The 22,223-nt window shown below is 63.7% G+C and carries 19 protein-coding genes; 14 read left to right on the top strand and 5 right to left on the bottom strand.

Translation table 11 applies throughout. The features are described from left to right. Positions 1-5 precede the first annotated feature (5 nt). The 14 genes from BC363_RS03355 (at position 6) to BC363_RS03290 (ending at position 18,199) form a co-directional block, all read left to right on the top strand. Positions 6-818 carry a taurine ABC transporter ATP-binding protein gene (locus BC363_RS03355; RefSeq protein ID WP_065786188.1) on the top strand — a complete coding sequence of 271 codons (813 nt, stop codon included), beginning with the start codon at positions 6-8 and terminating at the stop codon, positions 816-818. Beyond that, on the top strand, positions 811-1,638 hold the full coding sequence (locus BC363_RS03350; protein ID WP_065786189.1) for an ABC transporter permease subunit: 828 nt from the start codon (positions 811-813) through the stop codon (positions 1,636-1,638). Before BC363_RS03355 ends, BC363_RS03350 begins: the two co-directional genes overlap by 8 nt. A gap of 168 nt (positions 1,639-1,806) precedes the next feature. After that, positions 1,807-2,193 (top strand): nuclear transport factor 2 family protein, encoded by a 387-nt coding sequence (locus BC363_RS03345; protein ID WP_141690214.1) that lies wholly within the window; start codon positions 1,807-1,809, stop codon positions 2,191-2,193. A gap of 25 nt (positions 2,194-2,218) precedes the next feature. Beyond that, positions 2,219-3,616 carry an FAD-binding oxidoreductase gene (locus tag BC363_RS03340; RefSeq protein ID WP_065786191.1) on the top strand — a complete coding sequence of 466 codons (1,398 nt, stop codon included), beginning with the start codon at positions 2,219-2,221 and terminating at the stop codon, positions 3,614-3,616. A 42-nt stretch (positions 3,617-3,658) separates the two neighbouring features. Next, positions 3,659-5,434, top strand: coding sequence for a sulfoacetaldehyde acetyltransferase (xsc, locus tag BC363_RS03335; RefSeq protein ID WP_065786192.1), 1,776 nt, complete (start codon positions 3,659-3,661; stop codon positions 5,432-5,434). A gap of 76 nt (positions 5,435-5,510) precedes the next feature. Further along, positions 5,511-6,548, top strand: a complete 1,038-nt coding sequence (locus tag BC363_RS03330; protein ID WP_065786193.1) for a YeiH family protein — start codon at positions 5,511-5,513, stop codon at positions 6,546-6,548. Next, positions 6,548-7,546, top strand: coding sequence for a phosphate acetyltransferase (gene pta, locus BC363_RS03325; RefSeq protein ID WP_065786194.1), 999 nt, complete (start codon positions 6,548-6,550; stop codon positions 7,544-7,546). Before BC363_RS03330 ends, pta begins: the two co-directional genes overlap by 1 nt. 275 nt (positions 7,547-7,821) lie before the next feature. Then, on the top strand, positions 7,822-8,208 hold the full coding sequence (locus tag BC363_RS03320; RefSeq protein WP_065786195.1) for a CidA/LrgA family protein: 387 nt from the start codon (positions 7,822-7,824) through the stop codon (positions 8,206-8,208). Then, positions 8,198-8,923, top strand: coding sequence for an LrgB family protein (locus tag BC363_RS03315; protein WP_065786196.1), 726 nt, complete (start codon positions 8,198-8,200; stop codon positions 8,921-8,923). The genes BC363_RS03320 and BC363_RS03315 overlap by 11 nt, the downstream gene beginning before the upstream one ends. Before the next feature lie 234 nt (positions 8,924-9,157). Beyond that, a complete protein-coding gene (locus BC363_RS03310; RefSeq protein WP_065786197.1) occupies positions 9,158-10,408 on the top strand; it encodes an alpha/beta hydrolase in 1,251 nt (416 codons plus the stop codon). A 265-nt stretch (positions 10,409-10,673) separates the two neighbouring features. Next, positions 10,674-12,029 carry a 5-aminolevulinate synthase gene (gene hemA / locus BC363_RS03305; RefSeq protein ID WP_065786198.1) on the top strand — a complete coding sequence of 452 codons (1,356 nt, stop codon included), beginning with the start codon at positions 10,674-10,676 and terminating at the stop codon, positions 12,027-12,029. A 74-nt stretch (positions 12,030-12,103) separates the two neighbouring features. Beyond that, positions 12,104-13,375, top strand: a complete 1,272-nt coding sequence (locus BC363_RS03300; protein WP_065786199.1) for an efflux RND transporter periplasmic adaptor subunit — start codon at positions 12,104-12,106, stop codon at positions 13,373-13,375. A gap of 8 nt (positions 13,376-13,383) precedes the next feature. Beyond that, entirely contained in the window at positions 13,384-16,503 is a 3,120-nt protein-coding gene (locus tag BC363_RS03295) for an efflux RND transporter permease subunit (protein WP_065786200.1), read from the top strand. Between the two features lie 313 nt (positions 16,504-16,816). Then, positions 16,817-18,199, top strand: coding sequence for a nucleobase:cation symporter-2 family protein (locus BC363_RS03290; RefSeq protein WP_065786201.1), 1,383 nt, complete (start codon positions 16,817-16,819; stop codon positions 18,197-18,199). A gap of 71 nt (positions 18,200-18,270) precedes the next feature. Here the strand turns inward: BC363_RS03290 and BC363_RS35305 are convergent, their stop codons facing one another. The 5 genes from BC363_RS35305 to BC363_RS03270 form a co-directional block, all read right to left on the bottom strand. Continuing rightward, positions 18,271-18,429 (bottom strand): hypothetical protein, encoded by a 159-nt coding sequence (locus BC363_RS35305; protein ID WP_202618530.1) that lies wholly within the window; start codon positions 18,427-18,429, stop codon positions 18,271-18,273. 111 nt (positions 18,430-18,540) lie between these two features. Then, positions 18,541-18,957, bottom strand: a complete 417-nt coding sequence (locus BC363_RS03285; protein ID WP_065786202.1) for an organic hydroperoxide resistance protein — start codon at positions 18,955-18,957, stop codon at positions 18,541-18,543. Between the two features lie 273 nt (positions 18,958-19,230). Beyond that, complete coding sequence (locus BC363_RS03280; protein WP_065786203.1) at positions 19,231-20,553, bottom strand: HAMP domain-containing sensor histidine kinase; 1,323 nt, start codon at positions 20,551-20,553, stop codon at positions 19,231-19,233. Then, positions 20,550-21,290: a response regulator gene (locus BC363_RS03275; protein ID WP_065786204.1), complete on the bottom strand. Its 741-nt coding sequence runs from the start codon at positions 21,288-21,290 to the stop codon at positions 20,550-20,552. The genes BC363_RS03280 and BC363_RS03275 overlap by 4 nt, the downstream gene beginning before the upstream one ends. 115 nt (positions 21,291-21,405) lie before the next feature. Then, on the bottom strand, positions 21,406-22,223 hold an 818-nt coding region (locus tag BC363_RS03270; protein WP_065793278.1), incomplete at its 5' end, for an alpha/beta hydrolase.

Below are 22,223 nucleotides of genomic sequence, written 5' to 3'. Positions count from 1 at the left end.
GCACAATGGAAACTCTGAATGTCAGCAATGTGAGCCTGACCTATCCTGGGCTCTATACGGACGAGGCGGTCATCGCGCTCAAGGGCGTCAATCTCGAGATCAAGAGCGGCGATTTCGTCGTCGCGCTCGGCGCCTCGGGCTGCGGCAAGACCACGCTGCTCAATCTGATGGCGGGCTTCATGGCCCCGAGCGCCGGTGAAATCACGCTGGGAAGCCGTCGTGTCTCGGGCCCCGGCGCCGATCGTGGGGTCGTGTTCCAGAAGCATGCCCTGCTGCCCTGGCTCAATGTCATCGACAACACCGAATTCGGGCTGAAACTGCGTGGTGTCGACAAGGCGAAACGCCACGAAGTGGCCGCCAGGAACCTCGCCCTCGTCGGCCTGCAGGATTTTCACCGGCACATGATCTACCACCTGTCCGGTGGCATGCAGCAACGTGTCGGCATCGCCCGGGCCCTGAGCTGCGATCCGTCGATGCTGCTGATGGACGAGCCGATGGCAGCCCTCGACGCGCTGACCCGCGAGACCATCCAGGAGTTGCTGCTGAAGGTCTGGCAGCTGACCAACAAGATGTTCTTTTTCATCACTCACAGCGTCGAGGAGGCGTTGTTCCTGGGGTCGCGCCTGATCGTCATGTCACCGCGACCGGGACGGATCACCCACACCTACGAGCTCGATTTCAACAAACGGTTCCTGGAAGAAGGCAATGCCCGTGCAATCAAATCCAGTCGCGACTTCATCGACATGCGTGAACAGATCCTCAGCATCATCTACGGCGACGAACGCCAGTCCGGAAACCCGGAGCTCCTCCATGCTTGAGCGCGTGACGAAAGCCAAGCCGGTACGGCCGGGCCGGATCTACGGCGCACCCGGCGAAGGCATGAGCGGGCATATCAGCCTCTTGACCGCGCTGACCCTGGTGGCGCTCTGGCTGCTGGTCACCGAGATGCAATGGGTCCGGCCGCTTTTCCTGCCATCGCCGCTTTCGGTCTGGGACAAGTTCGTGATCGCGCTGACGGAGGGCGTCTCCAACTCGACGCTCGCCCAACACACGCTGGCAAGCCTTGGCCGCGTGCTCGGTGCCTTTGCGCTGGCCCTTGTCACCGCCGTTCCCATCGGCATTCTCATGGGCGTGAACCGGGTGATGCGCGGGCTGTTTGATCCGATCATCGAGTTCTACCGTCCCTTGCCGCCGCTCGCCTACCTGCCGCTGATCATCATCTGGCTCGGCATCGGCGAGTTCCCGAAGGTGTTCCTGATCTACCTCGCGATCTTCGCGCCGATGGCGATTGCCGCCCGTGCCGGCGTCCGGTCCGTCTCGATCGAGCAGATCCATGCGGCCTATGCGATGGGCGCAAGCCGCCGCCAGGTCATCAGCCACGTCATTCTCAAGGCGGCGCTGCCCGAGATCTTCACCGGGATGCGCATCGGCATCGGCGTCGGCTGGACGACGCTTGTCGCGGCCGAAATGGTTGCGGCCCACAGGGGCCTCGGCTTCATGGTCCTGAACGCCGCCGAGTTCCTGGCCAGTGACACCGTGATCATGGGTATCATCGTCATCGGCGTCTTCGCCTTCGCCTTCGATCTCCTGATCCGCCACCTCGAGAAGGCGCTCATTCCCTGGAAGGGCAAGGTGTGACGATGCGCCGTTCGCCAAGACCGCGGCCACCGAGCTGATGGCCGCCCGGTCCTAACAGGATCCCGTACCGCACAAACAAGCCGATCTGGCCGGTTCGCCCGGCCACGGCGAAGCCATGCCCGAAACATCGCCTGCAACACTTAGGGAACATAAGCCATGACCGCCCCGATGACCGCCAACGACCTCTCCGACCTTTTCGACGCCTTCAACCGGCACGACATCGACGGCGTCATGTCCTTCTTTTCTGAGGACTGCGTCTTCAACACGGTGGCCGGCAGCGAAGCGCACGGCACGCGGGTCGAGGGCACCGAGCAGATCGCAACCGCCTTCAGCGGCGTGTGGCAGACGATGACGGACGCCCACTGGGCCCACCACGGCCACTTCGTCCACGGGGACCGGGCCGTATCGGAATGGACCTTCTCCGGCACGAACGCCGACGGCAGCCGCGTCGAGGCGGAAGGTTGTGACCTCTTCACGCTCCGCGACGGCAAGATCGTCCGCAAGCAGGCCTTTCGCAAGAACCGGCTGCTGATTGCGGCTCCCTTCCGCTACTGAGCTCGAGCCAGGTCAGGAAACCGACATGGAACAGCTTGTCAGAACAGCACGGCCGAGCAAGCCCTTCGATCCGGCATACGATCCCAATCGCGCCGCCAATCCCGGCGACGGCAAGGATTATGCGCCGACCTACTGGATCGCAACGGCCGGGCCACCTCCGGCCGACGATGGCCCGATCCTTGGGGATGTCGACGTCGACGTCGCGATCGTCGGCTCGGGATACACCGGCCTCTCCTGCGCCATCCATCTTGCCAGGGAGCACGGCATCAAGGCGACCGTGCTTGAAGCCAACGGCGTCGCCTGGGGCTGCAGCACCCGCAACGGCGGCCAGGCGCAGATTTCCGCCGGCCGGCTCAAGCGCTCGCAGTGGATCGAGCGCTGGGGCGTCGATGTCGCCAAGAAGCTGCACGTCGAAATCAGCGAAGCCTTCGATCTCTTCCGCGATCTCATCGCCTCGCCGGAGATCGCCTGCGACCCGCAGGATGGTGGACACCTTTACATTGCCCATCGCAACAAGGTGATGCCGTCGCTGGAGGCGGAGTCCCGCGTGCTCAACGACGTGTTCGGCTACCGCACGCGCATCCTTGGCCGAGACGAAATCCATCGCGACTTCGTCCGAGACAGCGAGGCGGTGGGCGCCCTCTACGAGCCGGACGGCATGGGCATCCATGCGGCCAAGCTCGCCTTCGGCTATCTCACTCTGGCGCGCAAGCTCGGCGCCCGCGTTCATACCTCCAGCCCGGTTCTCAGCTGTGATCAAAAAGGCGGCGTCTTCCACCTTCGCACCCCCGGCGGGATCGTGCGGGCAAGGGCGGTGTGTTTTGCGACCGCCGGCTACACCTCACCCGGCCTGCATCCGCTGACGAAGCATCGGCTGATGCCGATCCTCTCCAACTCGATCGTCACCCGCGTGCTCACCGACGAAGAGCGGGCGGCGCTGAATTTTCAGACGCACATCCCGCTCACCGACACGCGCACGCTGCGCCACTACTACCGGCTGATGCCGGACGGACGCGTGCAGATCGGCAGCCGCAGCGCGATCACCGGCACGGACGCGGTCAACCCCAAACACCTCGACCGCCTGCTCGAGGGCCTCTACCGCAAGTTCCCGGTGCTCACCGGCATCAAGGTCGACTACTCCTGGTGGGGCTGGGTCGATGTCAGCCACGACATGATGCCGCGGATCTTTCGCCCCGATCCGAAACAGGCGCTGTTCTACGCCATGGGCTATGGCGGCAACGGCGTCATGTATTCGGCCCAGGCCGGACGGCGCATGGCGCAGATGGTCGCCGGCAAGGGCGGCACCCTCGACCTGCCGATCTTCACCTCCCCTCTCCCCAGCCATGGGCTGCTGACGCCGTTCCGGCGCATCGGCCAGTGGGGGATGTACCGCTGGTACTACCTCAAGGACGAGATCCTCTAGCCGCTCGGTCGGCCCCAAAACCAACATGAAAGGAACCAGACAATGAAAATGACGACCGAAGAGGCTTTCGTAAAAGTCCTCCAGATGCACGGCATCGAACATGCCTTCGGGATTATCGGCTCGGCGATGATGCCGGTGTCCGACCTCTTCCCAAGAGCCGGCATCACCTTCTGGGACTGCGCCCATGAAACCAACGCCGCGTTGATTGCCGACGGGTACACCCGCGTCACCGGCAACATGTCGATGGCAATCGCCCAGAACGGCCCCGGCGTCACCGGCTTCGTGACGGCGGTCAAGACCGCCTACTGGAACCATACGCCGATGCTTCTCGTCACGCCGCAGGCGGCAAACAAGACGATCGGCCAGGGCGGCTTCCAGGAAGTCGACCAGATGGCGCTGTTCGAGGAGATGGTCTGCTATCAGGAAGAGGTGCGCGACGCGAGCCGCGTTCCCGAAGTGCTCAACCGGGTCATCGAGAAAGCCTGGCGCGGCTGCGCCCCGGCGCAAATCAACATCCCGCGCGATTACTGGACCCAGGTCATCGACGTCGAGTTGCCGAGCATCGTTCGCCTGGAGCGCCCGTCCGGCGGCAAGCAGGCGATTTCCGAAGCAGCAAGATTGCTGTCCGAAGCGAAATTCCCGGTGATCCTCAACGGCGCCGGTGTCGTCATCGGCGGCGCGATCGGTGAATCCATCGCGCTTGCCGAGCGTCTCGACGCCCCGGTCTGCTGCGGATACCAGCATAACGATGCCTTCCCCGGCGGCCATCGCCTGGCGGCAGGCCCGCTTGGCTACAACGGTTCCAAGGCGGCCATGGAACTGATCGCCAAGGCCGACGTGGTGCTGGCGCTCGGCACCCGCCTCAACCCGTTCTCGACGCTCCCGGGCTATGGCATCGACTACTGGCCGAAGAATGCCGCGATCATCCAGGTCGACATCAACTCCGATCGCATCGGCCTGACCAAGAAGGTGTCGGTCGGCATCTGCGGCGATGCCAAGCAGGTGGCAAGCCAGATCCTCGAGCAACTGTCGCCGTCGGCCGGCGATATCGGGCGCGAAGAGCGGAAGGCGCTGATCCACACGACCCGCTCGGCCTGGCTGCAGCAGCTGTCGTCGATGGACCATGAGGACGACGATCCGGGCACCGAATGGAACGCTGCGGCGCGCCGCCGGGAATCCGACCGCATGTCGCCGCGCCAGGCATGGCGCGCGATCCAGGCGGCCTTGCCGAAGGACGCCATCATCTCGACCGACATCGGCAACAATTGCGCCATCGGCAACGCCTATCCGAGCTTCGAACAGGGCCGGAAATACCTCGCCCCCGGCATGTTCGGGCCCTGCGGCTACGGCTTCCCGTCGATCGTCGGCGCCAAGATCGGCTGCCCGGATGTGCCGGTGGTCGGCTTTGCCGGCGATGGCGCCTTCGGCATCTCGATGAACGAGATGACCTCCATCGGCCGTGCCGGCTGGCCGCCGATCACCATGGTGATCTTCCGCAACTTCCAGTGGGGAGCCGAGAAGCGCAACACGACGCTCTGGTACGACAACAACTTCGTCGGAACCGAGCTCAACCCCAACCTCAGCTACGCGAAGGTGGCCGACGGCTGCGGCCTCAAGGGCGTCACGGTCGACACCCAGGCGGACCTGACGGCCGCCCTGCAGCAGGCACTTGAGGACCAGTCACAGGGCGTGACCACTTTCGTCGAAGTCATCCTCAACCAGGAACTGGGAGAGCCCTTCCGCCGCGACGCGATGAAGAAGCCTGTGCAGGTGGCAGGCATCCAGCGCTCCGACATGCGGCCGCAGCGGCACATCTGACGTGCAGCCCATGCCCGGCGGCTGATGTCGCCGGGCATGGGTCTCAGACTTGGCGTTCTCAGACGGGAAATTTGACATGAATGCGGTATCCGAAACGACGCGGCGGTTTCAATGGCTGCCCTCGACCCTGTCGACCTATGGTCCTGGCCTGCTGGTGACGGCTGCCGTTGCCATGGCCGCGCAGTTCCTGTCGGATCATTATGGCGCCCCCGCCATGCTGATGGCACTGCTGCTCGGAATCGCGTTCCACTTCCTCTCCGAAGAAGGCCGGTGCGTTGCCGGTATCGAGCTTTCGGCGAAGAAGATCCTCAGGATCGGCGTCGCTTTGCTCGGCATGCGCATCAGCGTCGACCTCTTGATCGGGCTCGGGAGCGGCACCATCCTCCTGCTGGTCGCAGCGATCGCAGCGACGATCCTGTTCGGGCTGGCCGCTGCCCGCATCCTTGGAAGAGGCTGGCGGCTTGCCCTTCTCACCAGCGGCGCGGTCGCGATTTGCGGTGCCTCCGCGGCGATGGCGATTGCCGCTGTCCTGCCGAAGAACGAGTTTTCCGAGCGCAATCTGATCTTCACCGTGCTTTCGGTGACCGTTCTCAGCACGCTCGCAATGATCGGCTATCCAATCCTCGCCCAGTCGCTCGGATTGGACGCACGCGCCACCGGCATCTTCTTCGGCGGCACCATCCATGACGTGGCGCAAGTGGTCGGTGCCGGCTTTTCGGTGTCGCCGGAAGCCGGCGAAACGGCGACGCTCGTCAAGCTCATCCGGGTGACGATGCTGGCGCCGGTTGTGCTCATCTTCTCGATCGCGCTCAGGAACGTTCCGCAGGAGGGGGTGGAGGCCGGCAAGCGACCGCCATTGCTGCCCGGTTTCGTCGTCGCCTTCCTGATCCTTGCCGCCATGAACTCCGGCGGGATCGTCCCGGCCGCAGTCGCCGAACTCGGCATGGAGGCGTCGCGCTGGGCGTTGCTGGCGGGCATTGTCGCCGTCGGCATGAAGACATCCCTGCGGCGTGTGCTCGATGTCGGCGGCGATGCGGTCGCGCTCATCGTCGCAGAAACGATCTTCCTCGGCGTCTTCATCCTCGGCGGCATGCATTATCTGGGGCATCTCTAATGAAACCACTCGATCGGATTATCGAAACCGCAAGGAAGGCACCGCGCCACATCGTCCTTGCCGAAGGCGAAGACGCGCGGGTCGTCGCTGCAGCCATGCGTGCCCGCGCCGAAGGCCTTGCCGAAATCACGCTCGTCGGCCGGCGCGAGATCATCGCCGAGCGCCTGCGCGATTGCGGGGCCGATGAGCATGCCTTCCGGATCGAAGACCCGGCGACGTCAGTGCTGACGGAGCGGTTCGCATCCCGGTATCATGAACTGCGCCGGAGCAAGGGGATCGACCGGGAAGCGGCCGAAAAGGCGGTGCGCGAAGACCTGGTCTTTGCCGCCATGATGGTTCGCGAGAACGAAGCGGACGGCACCATCGGCGGAGCGGTGGCGACCACGGCCGATACCGTACGCACCGCCCTGCAGATCATCGGCCGCGCGCCTGGCGCCAGCCTCGTCTCCAGTTTCTTTCTGATGATGCTGTGTCAGCCGCATCACGCCAAGAAGGGCGCCTTCGTCTTTTCCGACTGCGGCCTCGTCGTCGATCCAGACGCCGCCGGGCTCGCCGATATCGCCCGCATGTCGGCGCAGTCCTACACGTCGTTGCTGGGGGATCGGGCCAAGGTCGCGATGCTCTCCTTCTCAACCAATGGCAGTGCCGCGCACGATCGCGTCTCCAAGGTGGTCGAGGCGACGCACATTGCCCGCGCCGCCAATCCCGGCCTGCTGATCGACGGCGAATTGCAGTTCGACAGCGCCTTCGTCGAGGCCGTATCGTCGTCCAAGGCGCCCAACTCGACACTGCACGGGCAGGCGAACGTCTTCGTCTTTCCCAATCTCGACGCCGCCAATATCGGCTACAAGATCGCCCAGCGCATCGGCGGCGCGACCGCCATCGGCCCGGTGCTTCAGGGGCTCGCCAAGCCCGCCAACGATCTTTCGCGCGGCTGCACCGCCGATGACGTCTTCCACATGATCGCCGTCACCGTAGTGCAGGCCGCGTCGCAATAAAGGTGCTGTCGAACCCGCCTGATGGCCGCATCTGCGGCGATCGGGCCGAACGTCATTACCGTTCCCAAACCGAAAACAACTTCAAATCACCCGCATGCAATGATGCCGCCGATCACGGCCTATAGTTCGAGGCTTGCGTTTTCGACACGCTTTAGGTCGCCGCGAATTATCCAGTAGGCGCCGCCGAGAAATTTCGGCTACGAAGCATCGATTGATGCGGTTGCGTTGCGGAATGCGCCATGGGCGGCACCCCATGGACCATGCGGGAGAGGGCGATGGAAGGACTGTTCGTCATACTGGTCTGTCAACTGATCGGCGAGATCGTTGTCAGAACGCTTGACCTGAGCATGCCAGCTCCCGCACTCGGCATCGTGCTTCTGCTTGTCTATCTCTGGCTTGCCGACAGGAGAGCGGGGTCGGGCGATGGCGCGGCCGACATCCGCGTCAGCGGCGTAGCCGACACTCTCCTCAAGAACCTCGGCGTGCTGTTCGTGCCCCTCGGCGTCGGGGTGATGCAGAACTATCGGTTGATCTACGACTATGCCGGCACGATCGTTATCGCCGTCGTCGTGTCCACCATTGTCACATTGATGGTGACGGTGGGAGCGTTCCTGCTCGCCAGCAGGTTGTTCGGCGCGGAAGGGACCGGCGATGGACACTAGCGGTCGCGTGTTCGAGCTTTGGGTCTACCTCTCGACCAGCCCCCTTACGTGGCTGACCGTGACGATCGGAGCCTATATCGCCGCTCAACGGCTTGCGGCGCTCAGCGGTTTCAACCCCATCGTCAATCCCGTCCTGATTTCCGTCGTCCTGGTGATCTCGATACTGGCGGCAACCGGAACATCCTATTCGACCTATTTCGACGGGGCGCAGTTCGTGCATTTCGCACTGGGGCCGGCGACGGTGGCGCTTGCCGTTCCTCTTTACCGGAACCGGACACTGATCAGGCAGAACTTCGTGCCCGTGATCGTCGCGCTTATCGCAGGCAGCCTGACGGCGATCGTTTGCGCCACGGGTGTCGCCCTCCTGCTCGGCGCACCCGATAGCGTTGCCATATCCCTGGCGCCGAAGTCGGCAACGGCAGGCATCGCCGTCGGCATCTCGCAGCAGCTCGGCGGCGACCCGGCCCTGACCGCACTTTTCGTCATCTTCACCGGCGTGCTAGGGGCGATCATCGTCACGCCGCTGATGAACCTTCTTCGCATCCGCAACTACGCGGCACGTGGGTTCGCGGCAGGCCTGACATCGCACGGCATCGGCACTGCGCGCGCCTTTCAGGTCAACGAGATTGCCGGCACGTTCTCGGGCCTCGCGATGGCGCTCAATGGCATATTCACCTCCGCCATCGCAGCCGTTGTCCTCGGGTTGCTGCTCTGATCGCACCTGGCCGGGCCTATGTCGACGGGAACACGTCTGTAAACCCGGTCACGGCTCGCCCGAACGGACATGGCGCACTTGCATTGTAACTGCTCCGTGCACTAGCATCCCGAGAACAAGACAGGACGCCGGCTGGGGACTGCTTGCACTGCACTGTGACTGGGGGATGTGATGAGCAGGAAAACTGGCGGCGTGAGGTGCAATGCGCCTCTTGAACGAGTTCGAACCGGCGCAATGCTCGGCATACTCGTCTTTGTGCTGGCCGCATGCGGCGGGCATCCGAAGGGCGTGCTGACGCCGGTCGCGGACACCGCACCGGATTCGAGCCGGGTCAACATGCTGATCACGACGACACGAAGCCGGTCGGCAAATCCTGGAGAGATGTATAGCGGCGAACGCGCCCAAGCGGCCACCTTCGCCGACATGACCGTCTCCATTCCACCAGACACGGTGCGCAAGGCAGGCGAGGTTGCCTGGCCGAAACGGATGCCGCCCAATCCGGCAACCGATTTTGCGACGCTGAAGGCGGATGATCTGGACATGGCCGGTGCCAAATCATGGTTGAGCGCAAGCGTTCGCAAAACTCCTGACAGAAGCGTCTTGGTGTTCGTGCACGGCTTCAACAACCGCTTCGAAGATTCGGTCTATCGCTTCGCCCAGATCGTCCATGATTCCGGCGTCCGCAGCGCCCCCATTCTCGTGACGTGGCCGTCGCGCGGCAGCCTGCTTGCCTACGGCTACGATCGCGAAAGCACCAACTACACGCGCAATGCGCTGGAAAACCTGTTCCAATACCTCTACCGCGACCCGGAAGTGAAGGAGGTCTCGATCCTTGCGCACTCCATGGGCAACTGGCTGGCGCTGGAGGCGCTGCGCCAGATGGCGATCCGCAACGGTGAGCTGCCCGAAAAATTCAAGAACGTCATGCTGGCGGCACCCGATGTGGACGTCGACGTCTTCCGCCAGCAGATCGACGACATGGGCAAGAAACACCCGAACTTCACGCTGTTCGTCTCCCGCGACGACCGTGCGCTGGCGGTCTCGCGCCGGGTCTGGGGCGACGTATCCCGGCTGGGGGCCATCGACCCGGAGCAGGAGCCGTACAAGAAGGAGCTCGAGGACAACAAGATCATGGTGATCGACCTGACGAAGATCAAGGCGGGCGACCGCCTCAACCACGGCAAGTTCGCGGAATCACCGGAGATCGTTCGCCTCATCGGTTCGCGTATCTCCGACGGCCAGACTTTGACCGACAGTCGGGTCGGCCTCGGCGACCAGATCCTGGTGGCCACGACCGGAACGGCCGCGGCCGTCGGCAACGCGGCAGGCCTGGTTCTTGCAGCGCCAGTGGCCGTCGTCGATCAGAACACCCGCGACAACTATGCCGGCCACCTCGGCGGTTCGGCGGCGAGAACCGGCGGTCGCGCGGCAACGACTGGCGGATGCGACCGGACACGCCCGACAGCGCCGGGATGCCCCCGCTAAAGACATGCGTGAGAAACCGGCACCCCTTCCATATCGCTGTACGGAGTGCCCTATAGAAGCTGAGGTATAGTTGAGGTCGATCCGTCGACGGCAAGATCTCGCATAGACTTTGGTCTTGCAGGGCGGGCACCTACGTCGAAAACCTCGCGGAACCTAAGTCTGTGTCCCGCCGCCTCTGAAAACCCTACCATACGAGAGCTCGAAATCGACCATCCTGGACGGATCGAGCCGACAGCAACGGGCAACCAAGGCTGAGGAGGGGGCAATGGACTACGGTGTCTTTTTTACCAACGCCCTGGAGGGACTGCGCCAGGAAGGGCGATATCGCATCTTTGCCGATATTGAACGTATGGCCGGCGCGTTTCCGCATGCAAGGCTCCACGAGGGAGACCGTGCGCGCGAGGTGATCGTCTGGTGTTCGAACGATTACCTCGGGATGGGACAGCACGAAAATGTCCGTCGCGCCATGCACCAGTCGCTGGACCTTTCCGGCGCCGGCGCCGGCGGCACGCGCAACATCGCAGGCACGAACCACGCGCACGTCTTGCTCGAGCGCGAACTGGCGGACCTTCACGGCAAGGAGGCCGCACTGCTGTTTACGTCCGGCTATGTCTCGAACTGGGCGGCGCTATCGACGCTCGCGGCCAAGCTGCCCAATTGCGTCGTTCTGTCCGATGCCGGAAATCACGCTTCGATGATCGAAGGCATCCGCCATTCGCGGGCGGACTACCGGATTTTCAAGCACAACAATCCGGACGATCTCGCCCGCTGCCTGGGGCAAGTGGAGCCGGATCGGCCCAAATTGGTCGCGTTCGAATCCGTCTACTCGATGGACGGTGACATCGCCCCCATCAAGGAGCTTTGCGACGTTGCCGACGACTACAACGCCATGACCTATCTGGACGAAGTCCATGCGGTGGGGCTCTATGGCCGCCACGGTGCCGGCGTCGCCGAACGCGACGGCGTCATGGATCGCCTGACGATCGTTCAAGGCACGCTTGGAAAGGCGTTCGGGGTCGTCGGAGGCTATATTGCCTCCACGGGACCGATCGTCGATTTCGTGCGCTCTTTCGCCTCCGGTTTCATCTTCACGACCGCGCTGCCGCCGATGCTGGCAGCCGGCGCCCTGGCTTCGGTGCAACATCTGAAAAACAGCCAGAGCGAGCGCAGGGCGCAGCAGGACAGGGTGCGTGTGCTGCGCGACAAGCTCGACGCAGCCGGTATCCCGCATATGCACAATCCGAGCCATATCGTTCCGGTCGTCGTCGGCGACGCGGCGAAATGCCGGGCCGTTTCCGATCGGTTGCTCGATGGCTTCGACATCTACATACAGCCGATCAACTATCCAACCGTCCCGCGCGGCACCGAAAGGCTGAGGATCACCCCTTCGCCGCTGCACAGTTACGAGGACATCGACTATCTCGTCGACGCGCTGGATGCGGTCTGGTCGGAGCATCATCTCGCCCGCACCCGGCCGATCGGACCGACTATACCCCGCTGGCGGATTGCAAACCGGCAGCCTCTGCCCGACCCCGCACCATGCCAGGGCTGTCGAAAGGTGATGGCGCTGATGCCCGCAACGGTGACTGAAGAAGTGGCCGTCCACGAGATGCACCCATAGGCGCAAGAGGTGTCGTCATGATCCGCAGACGACCAACACGTTTCGATGCATCACCGTCAGCCGGAAAGCCCGGAGTGGCGCCGGGGGCGGAACGCGGGCGGCGCCGAAGGGCCAGCTATGTCGCACTCGTCGCCCTTGCGACCCTGGTTGCGGCGGTATGCCCGATGGTTGTCGGCAACCTCTCCTCGACCGCAGGCTCGGCAGTGGCAGTCGCCACGGGATCAACCGGGCCGGCCTCGGCCCTCGATGGTGCCGGCGCCGCGGTCATGAGCGTATCGGTCGTCAATGCTTCACCCGGTGCCCTCACGACGACAAGCACCGTTTCCGGCTCGATCGTGGCCCGAGAAGACGTGCTCGTGGGAACGGAAAGCGAGGGCGCCGGCATTCGGTCCATCCTGGTCGAAGAAGGCGATACCGTACAGGAGGGCCAGGTGCTGGCCCTCCTGACGTCCGATCTGGATGAGATCGCCCTGTCGATGAATGACGTCGAGATCGAGCGCGCCAACGCCCTGTTGACCCAAAGCGACAGCGCCATCGCGCTTGCGCAAACGAATCTCAATCTCGCCAGAAAAGCACTGGCGCGCGCCCACCCGCTGTCAAAATCCGGGGTGACGCCCCTCGACGTTCTGGAGCAGCGCGAGGCAGATGTGCTTGTCGCCGAGGCCAAGCTCGCAACCGCGCAACAGGCAAAACGCGTAGCCCTGGCGGAGCGGGCCATCGCGCTGGTCAAACACCGCGAACTGACCACCCATCTCGAGAGAACGCGCGTGCGCGCGCCCACTGCAGGCATCATCGTCGAGCGGTTCGCGCGTGTGGGCGACATTGCCACGGGCAAGGCGCCACTGTTTCGCATCGCCAAGGATGGGCTTTTCGAGCTTGAGGCATTGGTGCCCATGCGCATGGTGGATCGGGTCGGGCCTGCCACGGCGGCGTCCGTTTCAATCTCCGGCATAGAAGAGCCCCTCGCCGGCACCGTCCGGCATCTATCGCCGCGGATCGAGCAGACGACCAGAATGGCGCGGGTCCGCATTGCGCTTCCAGCGGCCGCCACGCCCAGGCTCGGCGCCTTTGCGCGCGCGGAAATCCGGACGACGGAGCAGATGCAGATCGTCCTGCCGCTCAGCGCCGTCCAATCCACCACCGATGGCAGTCAGGTGCTGTTGGTTGCAAACGGAACCGTCGAAACGCGCGCTGTCGTCACCGGTCGCAGAACAGCCGAGGCTGTTCAGATCGTGTCCGGGGTGTCCGCTGGCGAGCAGGTCATCCTGCGGCCGGGCGGTCTGGCGCGCGCCGGCATGCGTGTCACGGCAGTTCTGCCCGCCGCCGTCATCGCCTCCAGACTGTGAGGCATCCGATGGCGATCAACGTCTCGAAATGGTCGATCGAGCGTCCCGCCGTCGGTATCGCGCTGTTTCTCGTGTTGACGGCGATGGGGTGGCTGTCTCTGACCTCGCTGCCGATCAACCGCTTCCCGGACATGGAGCTTTCTGTCGTCACCGTCCAGTTGCACCAGCAGGCGGCATCGCCGAGCGACCTCGAAATGCAGGTGGCGCAAAAGGTCGAAGACGCCTTCGAGGACATCGAAGGGCTTGAGCGGCTGGATGCCACGATCGGCGACGGCAGCGTCATGTTGAATGCAGAATTCGCCGCCCATGTTTCGCCCGATGTCGCCCTGGACCGGATACAGGCCGCGATGCTGGCGATCCGGAGCCAGCTGCCGGCGACACTGGACGAGCCTTCGATCGAGCTTTCCAACATACGCAGGCTGGCAATAGCGACCTATGCTGTGCGCTCCGACCAGTTGTCGCCGCCGGCGATCTCCAGGCGCGTCGATGACCGCATCCGCCCCGCTCTGGAGAAAGTACCGGGTGTCGGCAGGATTGCCCGGGTGGGCGGCAGCGAACGCGAGATCAGGGTCTGGCTGCAGCGAGACGAAATGGTCGCCCGTGGCCTGGCGCCCCAGGACGTCAGTCGGGCGCTGCGCGCGGTGAGCGACAACCAGGCGGCCGGTACGGTGAAGACCGCCGGTTTCGATGAGCCGGTCCGCACCCTGTCGGCACCGGTTTCAATCGAGGACCTCGGGACGTTTCCTGTCAGAAACAGCACCGGCTCCAGCGACCGGCTCTCGGACATAGCCAGGATCGAAGATGCCTGGAGCGAGCCTTCGGGTTTCGCCACGCTCGATGCCGATCCGATCGTCGCCCTGTTGATCTTTGCCGAAAAGCGGGCCAACGAGGTGGAGACGTTCGAGCGGATCAAAGACGCAGTTCAGCGTATCGACGATGCCGACACCATGGTGCAGCTGACGCTGCTCGACGAGAACGCCAGCTACATCAACAACAATTTTACCGGCACGATGCGAACCATGGCTGAAGGCGCACTGTGCACCATCGCGGTCGTCTTTCTGTTCCTGCGAGATCGTCGCTCGACGCTGATAGCAGCCATCGGTCTGCCACTGACCGTGATCCCGACCTTTCTTGCCATGGAAGCGCTCGGCTTCTCTCTCAATCTCGTTTCGCTGCTCGGCCTGACGCTGGCGATCGGTCTTCTGGTCGACGACACCATCGTCGAGATCGAGAACGTGTCGCGCCACCGTGAGATGGGAAAGACAATCTGGCGCGCGGTCATCGATGCGACGGAAGAGATCGGCGGCTCGGTCATCGCCATATCGCTGACGGTTGTCGCGGTTTTCCTGCCGCTTGCGCTGATCGAGGGCTTGCCCGGTCGATACTTCCGGGAGTTCGGAATGACCGTTGCCGTTGCGACGCTTCTCTCGTTGCTGGTCGCACGACTGATCACGCCCTTGCTGGCGGTGACGCTCCTGAAGACTGTGCCGCCCGGCAAGCACGGCGAACCGGGAAACCTCCATAGGCTCTATTCGCGGCTGCTGCGGCGATCGACCCGCCGGCAGGCCATCCGATTCGGGCGGCGCGGCATCCATGTCGACATGACGCATGTGACCGTCGCGCTCGGCCTGCTTTCGGTCGCGATACCGTTCCTGACGGTGCTGCCGGCCCTGCCGCGCGGGTTCATCCCCACGGAAGACGGCGCGCGCCTGACTTTTGCAATCGACATGGCGGACGGTGCCAGCGCAACGTCGATGATGCAGAAGTCCCTGGAGGTCGCACGCTCGCTGAAGAGCGACGCCGACATTCGGCACGTCTACGCCTACCGTGATGGCTCCAGTGCCGGTCAGGCAAGCCGGCAGTCGTTCGTCATCCAGTTGATGCTGACCCCGCCCGGTGAGCGTATTCGGACCCGCCAGGACGTGGCGGCGGACGTCGCCCGGCGGCTCGCAAGCATTGCCGATATCCGCGGCAGCGAAGTGGGGTTGACCGGCAGCCGGCAGTTTTCGCTGACGCTCCTGGGAAACGAGCCCGGCAGCCTGGAGCAGGCAAGTGACAGCCTATCGTCGGCGATGGCGCAAATGCCTGCATTTCGAACCGTGACGTCTCTTCGCCCGGCCCTTCGGCCGGAACTGCAGATCATGCCGGACCGGGACCTCGTTTCCGAGCTCGGCATCAGCCTCGACGCGCTGTCGGACGCAGTGCGCGTCGCCACCGTCGGAGATATCAGCCGCGAACTTGCACACATCGATCTGCAGGGCCGCCGGGTCCCCGTTCGGGTTCAGGTGGAGGGTGGAGATGGAGGCGACATTTCGCTGCTAGAAAGCATGCCGCTCAGGACGGCCGACGGAAACATCGTGCCGCTGGCCGCAGTCGCGGAGATTGTAGCAGGTTTCGGCCCAGACGAGATCACACGGCGCGACGGGTTGCGGCGCATCGATCTTGTGGCTGACCTGAACGGATCGGCTTCGTCAGGCACTGCCCTATCGGCAGTGATGACCTGGATCGAAAAGAACCCCTTGCCGGAGGGCGTCAATCTGCAGCCAACGGGAGAGACCCTCTCGATGCAGGACTTCTTTTCAAGCTTCGTCCGGGCGGCGCTGCTGGGGCTCGCCGCGGTGTTCGCAATCCTGCTGGTGCTCTTCGGCAATCCCTTCCAACCGCTGACAATCCTCTTGTCTCTGCCGCTGGCCCTGTCCGGCGGGATCCTGGCGCTTGCCGTCACCGGAAACGGCGTGACAATGCCGGTTTTGATCGGCGCGCTGATGTTGATGGGCATCGTCGCCAAGAACGCCATCCTGATCGTCGATCTCGCGGGCCGGCTGATCAGGGAGGGCCGCGCCTCCCGCGAGGCTGTGGTTTCTGCGGCCGAACAGCGCGCACGCCCCGTGGTCATGACCACGGCGGCGATGATAGCCGGGATGATCCCCGTATCCCTCGGCATTGGCGACGGCGGTGCGTTCCGCGCACCGATGGCGATCGTCGTCATCGGCGGCCTGCTCGCTTCGACGGCCCTTTCGTTGCTTTTCGTGCCGGCACTCTTCCTGCGCGTTCACGCGCTGCAGGTCCTTTTCGCAAGGCTTGTCAGCGCCACGGCGCGCACGTCCGCCACCCGATCGCGCAGCTGACGGCTGTCTCTCCCCAACGTTCCCTCACCCATTCGGTAGGGATCGCGCGCGCAACGACACGCAGCCGGTACTCCGCATGATTGCGCCACCACCAACGAAACAGCTTCACGTATTTCTTGTGAATGAGGAACGCGGAATTCAGCTAGCTTTTCGCCGCGCACCCAACGTTGGAGGACGGCGGGCGTCGCACCGAATGTTTCGAGACATTCGGCGATCGACAAGGAGGAACAATGTCCAAACTTTCAGCGGATCACCGGACGTCGGAATCGCGCACACCGAACCTGCTCGGCACCCCGACCCAGGGCCGACGCGCATGAACATACACAATCCCACCGCCGCGCCGATACGGCCGACCGAACTCGTCCTCGGCCTTGAAGATCGCCCCTCGCCGCCGATCGCCTTTCTAGCAGCATTGCAGCATTTGCTGGCGATCATCGTACCGATCGTCACGCCCGGTCTGCTGATCTGCCAGGCACTCGGCGTCTCCCTTCGCGACACGAACATGATCGTGTCGATGTCATTGGTCATCTCGGGGATCGCGACCTTCGTGCAATGTCGCCGCTTCGGCCCGCTCGGCGCGGGACTGCTGATCGTTCAGGGCACGAGCTTCAACTTCGTCGGCCCGCTGATCGCCGGCGGCGTGTTGATGGTCAAGCAGGGCACGCCGGTCGAAACCGTGATGGCATGCATATTCGGCGTCGTCATCGCCGGATCGTTCATCGAGATGGGCCTTTCGCGTGTGTTGCCCTTCGTCAAACGCCTGATCACCCCTCTCGTCACCGGCATCGTCGTCCTGATGATTGGCCTCACCTTGATCAAGGTCGGCCTGATCAGCATGGGCGGTGGCTTTGCCGCCATGTCGCAGGGCACCTTTGCCAACGGCGAAAACCTGCTGCTCTCGGGTGTCGTGCTGGCGCTTATCATTGCGCTCAACCGCATTCCGATCGTCTGGGTCCGCAGCAGCGCCATCATGCTCGCGCTCGGCGCCGGCTATCTGCTGGCGGCATGGCTGGGTCGCCTCGATTTTGCCGGCGTGCATCAGGCAGCCTGGTTCCAGGCACCGGTGCCGTTTCACTTCGGCCTGAATTTCTCGTGGTCGCTGTTTGCGCCGATGGTGGTCATCTATCTCGTCACGTCGCTGGAGGCGATCGGCGACATCACCGCAACCAGCAAGATCTCGCGCCAGCCGGTCGAAGGTCCGCTGTGGATGGAAAGGATCAAGGGCGGCGTTCTCGTCAACGGCGTGAACTCGCTGCTGGCGGGTATCTTCAACACCTTCCCAAGCTCGGTGTTCGCTCAAAACAACGGCATCATCCAGCTGACCGGGGTCGCCAGCCGTCACGTCGGGATCTACATCGCCGCGGTCCTGGTGCTGCTCGGGCTGTTCCCGACGGTTGCCGGCGTCATACAGGCCGTGCCCGAACCGGTGCTTGGCGGCGCCGTCATCGTGATGTTCGGCGCGGTGGCAGCCTCCGGCATCAACATCCTTGCCGGCGTCCACTTGGACCGTCGCGCGCTTCTGATCATCTCGATCTCACTGGCCTTGGGCCTCGGCGTCTCGCAGGTTCCCGAGTTCGTCACCCATATGCCCCGGGCTCTGGCGGACGTGCTGGAATCCGGTGTGGCAACCGGCGGCATCTGCGCGGTCTTCCTCAACTGGCTTCTGCCCGAACGCCAGGAGGAGGCTATCCACTGACGATCCAAGGGATCGGCGCCCCGACCAGCCGGCTGCCATCAGCGGCAGCCGGCTGGTCGGCCTTCGAAAGGTCAGTGCCTGACCGGCGCGAAGTCAGCCGCTGCACCGTCAATGGCGGAGGCGGCAGCTACAAGACCTATCAAGGGCGAAGGCTCCTGCGAGCTCACGTCGTAAATGCAGGGTGCCGCAAAGACGGCGGCGCCGAGCGCGATGATGATCATCAGCTTCATTGGTCCCTCCGGTGGCGAAGCAAGAGCTTCTGCCGTTTCCTGTTTCAGCTCCGGTCTCAAACATTGCTCGCCGCGACGCGAAACGGTTGAGCGGCGAGCAACGCTCATCGGTTAAGCGATCGTCAGCTCGACATTGATGTTGCCGCGCGTCGCCTTCGAATAGGGGCAGGTCCGGTGCGCCTCTTCGACGAGCGCATGTGCCAGCGCCCGCTCGATACCCGGCATGTTCACCTTCAGCCGCGCCTGCAGCAGATAGGCGCCGTCGGTGGTTGCGAGATCAACCTCGGCAGCCACGGAGAGATCGGTCGGAAGCTTGACGTCGCGCTTTCCCGCCGCCTTGCCAATGGCGCCGATGAAACAGGCGGACCATCCGGCCGCGAAGAGCTGCTCGGGATTGGTCCCGGGGTGCGCGCTTCCCGGTGGCGAGAGCTTGACGTCCAGCCGACCATCGTCGCTGCGCGAGTCGCCATCGCGACCGCCGCTGGTGTGCGTCCTGCCGGTGTATAGAACCTTGTCGACCTGTGTCATGGAACACTCCGTTTCTGTGTCGCTCCTGGCGACTGCGTTGACGGAGAAAGATTTGACCTGTCGAGGTATCCGGCATGTTTCCGAAATCGCCGGAAATGTACCAAAGCGTAGCGGTGGCCATGCCTGATACCCGGCGGTACAAACCGCTTACAGCGCCGCGCGTCAAACATGACGCGCTAAGGACGCTGTAACACTTTAAACTTGCTGCATAATTTATCCTTAAATCGATTCCGATTTAAGGAATTATGCAGTAGGCGCACTTCGCCCGCGATGTCAGCGGATAGCGACTTCCGCCGCCAAACCGCCGCCGGCGCGATTGTAGAGCCGGACCGAACCGCCGATCGCCGTGGCCAGTTGCTGGGCGATCGCAAGGCCGAGCCCGGTGCCGCCCGTTTCCCGATTGCGGGATTGCTCGAGCCTGAAGAACGGCTGCATCGCAGCCTCGAGCATATCGTCCGGAATGCCAGGGCCGCGGTCCATCACCGTGATGGCGACCGCTCCCTCTTCGCTTCGCTCAACGCTGATCTCGGCAGCCCCGGCGAATTTCAGCGCGTTGTCGATGAAGTTGGACAGGATCCGGCGCAACGCATGCGGCTTGGTGGATATGGTGCCTTCAACGGCGCTGACGACGCTCACGGACTTTCCGGTGTCCTGATAATCGTAGGCCAGGCTGTCGATGAACGAGGCGAGATCGATGCGGGAGGTCTTCTCGACATTGCCGTGCGCGCTCCTGGCATAGGCGATGCCGTCCTGAACCAGGCGTTCGATCTCGCCGAGGTCCTGCACCAGCTTGTCCCTCTCGGGCGTGTCATCCGCCATGTCGGCGCGAAGCCGCATGCGCGTGATCGGCGTCTGGAGATCGTGGGAAATGGCGGCAAGGATCTGTACGCGTTCTTCGAGATAGTGGGCGATCCGATCGCGCATGGCGTTGAAGGCTCGGGCGGCATACGCGACTTCGCGTGGGCCCGTCTCGCTCAAGGGCGCGGCCTGCCTGTTCGGGTCCAGCGCATCGGCGGCGGCGGCAAGGTCGCTTAGGGGGCGGATGACCTGGCGCACGGCAAACCAGACGCAGAGAAGCAGAAGCGCCATCTGGATCGCCAGCACATAGGGCAGCCATTCGGCGATCGGCATGACGCCCCTTGGCGTCACGTCTATGGTCAGGGGCGCGCCGTCGCTCAGCGTCAGATGCGCCTGCAATCGCTTGTCGTCACCGGGGATCGCCTCCACCCGCAGCGGAAAACGATGCCCTGCCGCCTCCTCGATCTTAGCAGCGACCTCCGCGCCGCGGCTGGACAGATCCGGCACGCCGGGAAGGCCCGGTCCCAGTACGAAACGGTAGCTTCCGCGGCTGAGGCGATCGAGCCAACCCGCCCTCTCCTCCGCCGGCAGCCGATCGAGAATGGCGATCGATGTTGCAATGTCGGTTTCCAGCGTGCCGAGCATGACCGCCTTGGCGGACATGTAGCGTTCAAGAAAGAGAATGCTGAAGGAAAGGCCGTAGGCGATTGCCAGGCCTGCGAGCAAAACGAGGAAAAGCCGGGCCCGCAACGTGCTTGGCCAATACCAACTGGCGTTCGGTGCAACATCCAGGCTCATTGCCTGGGCTCCGAGATCTCGACCGGAACGGAGAAGACATAACCTTCGCTGCGCAGCGTCTTGATATAGGTCGGTTCGCGGGCATCGTCGCCGAGCCGCTGGCGAAGACGGCTGACGAGAAGATCGATCGAGCGGTCGAACAGCTCGGCATCGCGCCCCTGGGTCAGGTTGAGAAGCTGGTCCCGGTTGAGCACCCGTTGCGGATGATCGATGAAGACGCGCAGCAGCCGGTATTCGGCACCGCTCAAGGCAATCTCGGTGCCTTGCCGGTCGAGAAGGCGGCGCCCGACCGTGTCGAGCTGCCAGTCGCCGAAGGTCAGCAATTGGCCAGCCTCGCTGATCTGCAGGTTCGGCGGCAGCATTCGGGTTCGGCGCAGCACCGCCTTGATGCGTGCCAGCAGTTCGCGCGCGGCAAACGGCTTCGGCAGGTAGTCGTCCGCTCCCATTTCCAGCCCGATGATCCTGTCCACATCATCGCTGCGGGCCGTCAGCATCAGGATCGGCGTTGCCTTGTGCTTGCCGGCGCGCAGTTCCCGGCACAGGACCAACCCGTCGTCGCCGGGCATCATCACATCGAGCACGATCAGGTCGACGGTGTTGGTCTCCAGGAAGGCGCGCATCTGGCGGCCCTCGGCGGCAACGGCCGTGCGCAGCCCGTTCTTCCTGAGATAGCCCGACACCAGTTCGCGAATTTCGCGATCGTCGTCGACGATAAGGATGTGATCGGCATGCTCCATATCCGACTTCCCACTCCCCTGTGTCTTCAGCGGCAACGCCGCCTGATGCCTTTAGACCCAAGCCGGTTTGCGCGAGGCACACATCCGCGCACCCTGTTGCCGGCCCATCGTCGGTCTAAAACCGATCGACGTCCATAACCGCCTGTGCGAATGCCTGCGGCGCTTCCTGCGGCAGGTTGTGCCCGATGCCGCCGGTGATGGTGCGGTGTTCGTATTTCCCCGAAAACTTACCGGCATAGGCGGCTGGCTGCGGGTGCGGCGCGCCGTTGGCATCGCCTTCCAGCGTGATGGTGGGAACCAAGATCGTCGGTCGCTCGGCGAGCCGCTTTTCATAGGCGTCGTACTTACGTTCACCTTCGGCCAGACTCAGCCGCCAGCGATAATTGTCGATGACAACGGCGACGTGGTCGGGATTGTCGAAGGCTTCAGCCGAGCGATCGAAGGTCGCGTCGTCGAATTTCCAGGTGGGCGAAGCGGTCTGCCAGATCAGCTTGGCAAAGGCGCGCCGATTCTCCTCATAGCCCAGCCGACCGCGCTCGGTGGCGAAATAGAACTGATACCACCAGGCAAGCTCGGCGCTGGGCGATAGCGGCTTCCTGTTGATTTCCTGGCTTCCGATGAGATAGCCGCTCACCGACACCATCGCCCTGCAGCGCTCCGGCCAAAGTGCCGCCATGATGTTGACCGTGCGCGCACCCCAGTCGCAACCGCCAAGCACCGCCTTTTCGATACCCAGCGCATCCATCAGCGCGATAATATCCGCGGCAATGGCTGATTGCTGGCCGTTGCGCAGCGTGTCCTGCGAAAGGAACCGCGTCGTTCCGTAACCGCGCAGGTAAGGCACGATCACGCGGTAGCCGGCTTGAGCAAGCAATGGCGCGACGTCGACATAGGTGTGGATGTCATAGGGCCAGCCGTGCAGCAACAGAACCG

Source organism: Ensifer sp. LC384 (genome assembly GCF_001695865.1).
In the GTDB taxonomy this organism is placed as follows: domain Bacteria; phylum Pseudomonadota; class Alphaproteobacteria; order Rhizobiales; family Rhizobiaceae; genus Ensifer.
This window is presented reverse-complemented; position numbering and strand designations above follow the sequence as displayed.

Excerpts from the sequence above, each read along its gene's own strand:
- BC363_RS03355 (WP_065786188.1), top strand. The coding sequence starts at position 6 with ATGGAAACTCTGAATGTCAGCAATGTGAGCCTGACCTATCCTGGGCTC.
- BC363_RS03350 (WP_065786189.1), top strand. The coding sequence starts at position 811 with ATGCTTGAGCGCGTGACGAAAGCCAAGCCGGTACGGCCGGGCCGGATC.
- BC363_RS03345 (WP_141690214.1), top strand. The coding sequence starts at position 1,807 with ATGACCGCCAACGACCTCTCCGACCTTTTCGACGCCTTCAACCGGCAC.
- BC363_RS03340 (WP_065786191.1), top strand. The coding sequence starts at position 2,219 with ATGGAACAGCTTGTCAGAACAGCACGGCCGAGCAAGCCCTTCGATCCG.
- xsc (WP_065786192.1), top strand. The coding sequence starts at position 3,659 with ATGAAAATGACGACCGAAGAGGCTTTCGTAAAAGTCCTCCAGATGCAC.
- BC363_RS03330 (WP_065786193.1), top strand. The coding sequence starts at position 5,511 with ATGAATGCGGTATCCGAAACGACGCGGCGGTTTCAATGGCTGCCCTCG.
- pta (WP_065786194.1), top strand. The coding sequence starts at position 6,548 with ATGAAACCACTCGATCGGATTATCGAAACCGCAAGGAAGGCACCGCGC.
- BC363_RS03320 (WP_065786195.1), top strand. The coding sequence starts at position 7,822 with ATGGAAGGACTGTTCGTCATACTGGTCTGTCAACTGATCGGCGAGATC.
- BC363_RS03315 (WP_065786196.1), top strand. The coding sequence starts at position 8,198 with ATGGACACTAGCGGTCGCGTGTTCGAGCTTTGGGTCTACCTCTCGACC.
- BC363_RS03310 (WP_065786197.1), top strand. The coding sequence starts at position 9,158 with ATGCTCGGCATACTCGTCTTTGTGCTGGCCGCATGCGGCGGGCATCCG.
- hemA (WP_065786198.1), top strand. The coding sequence starts at position 10,674 with ATGGACTACGGTGTCTTTTTTACCAACGCCCTGGAGGGACTGCGCCAG.
- BC363_RS03295 (WP_065786200.1), top strand. The coding sequence starts at position 13,384 with ATGGCGATCAACGTCTCGAAATGGTCGATCGAGCGTCCCGCCGTCGGT.
- BC363_RS03290 (WP_065786201.1), top strand. The coding sequence starts at position 16,817 with ATGAACATACACAATCCCACCGCCGCGCCGATACGGCCGACCGAACTC.
- BC363_RS35305 (WP_202618530.1), bottom strand. The coding sequence starts at position 18,429 with ATGAAGCTGATGATCATCATCGCGCTCGGCGCCGCCGTCTTTGCGGCA.
- BC363_RS03285 (WP_065786202.1), bottom strand. The coding sequence starts at position 18,957 with ATGACACAGGTCGACAAGGTTCTATACACCGGCAGGACGCACACCAGC.
- BC363_RS03280 (WP_065786203.1), bottom strand. The coding sequence starts at position 20,553 with ATGAGCCTGGATGTTGCACCGAACGCCAGTTGGTATTGGCCAAGCACG.
- BC363_RS03275 (WP_065786204.1), bottom strand. The coding sequence starts at position 21,290 with ATGGAGCATGCCGATCACATCCTTATCGTCGACGACGATCGCGAAATT.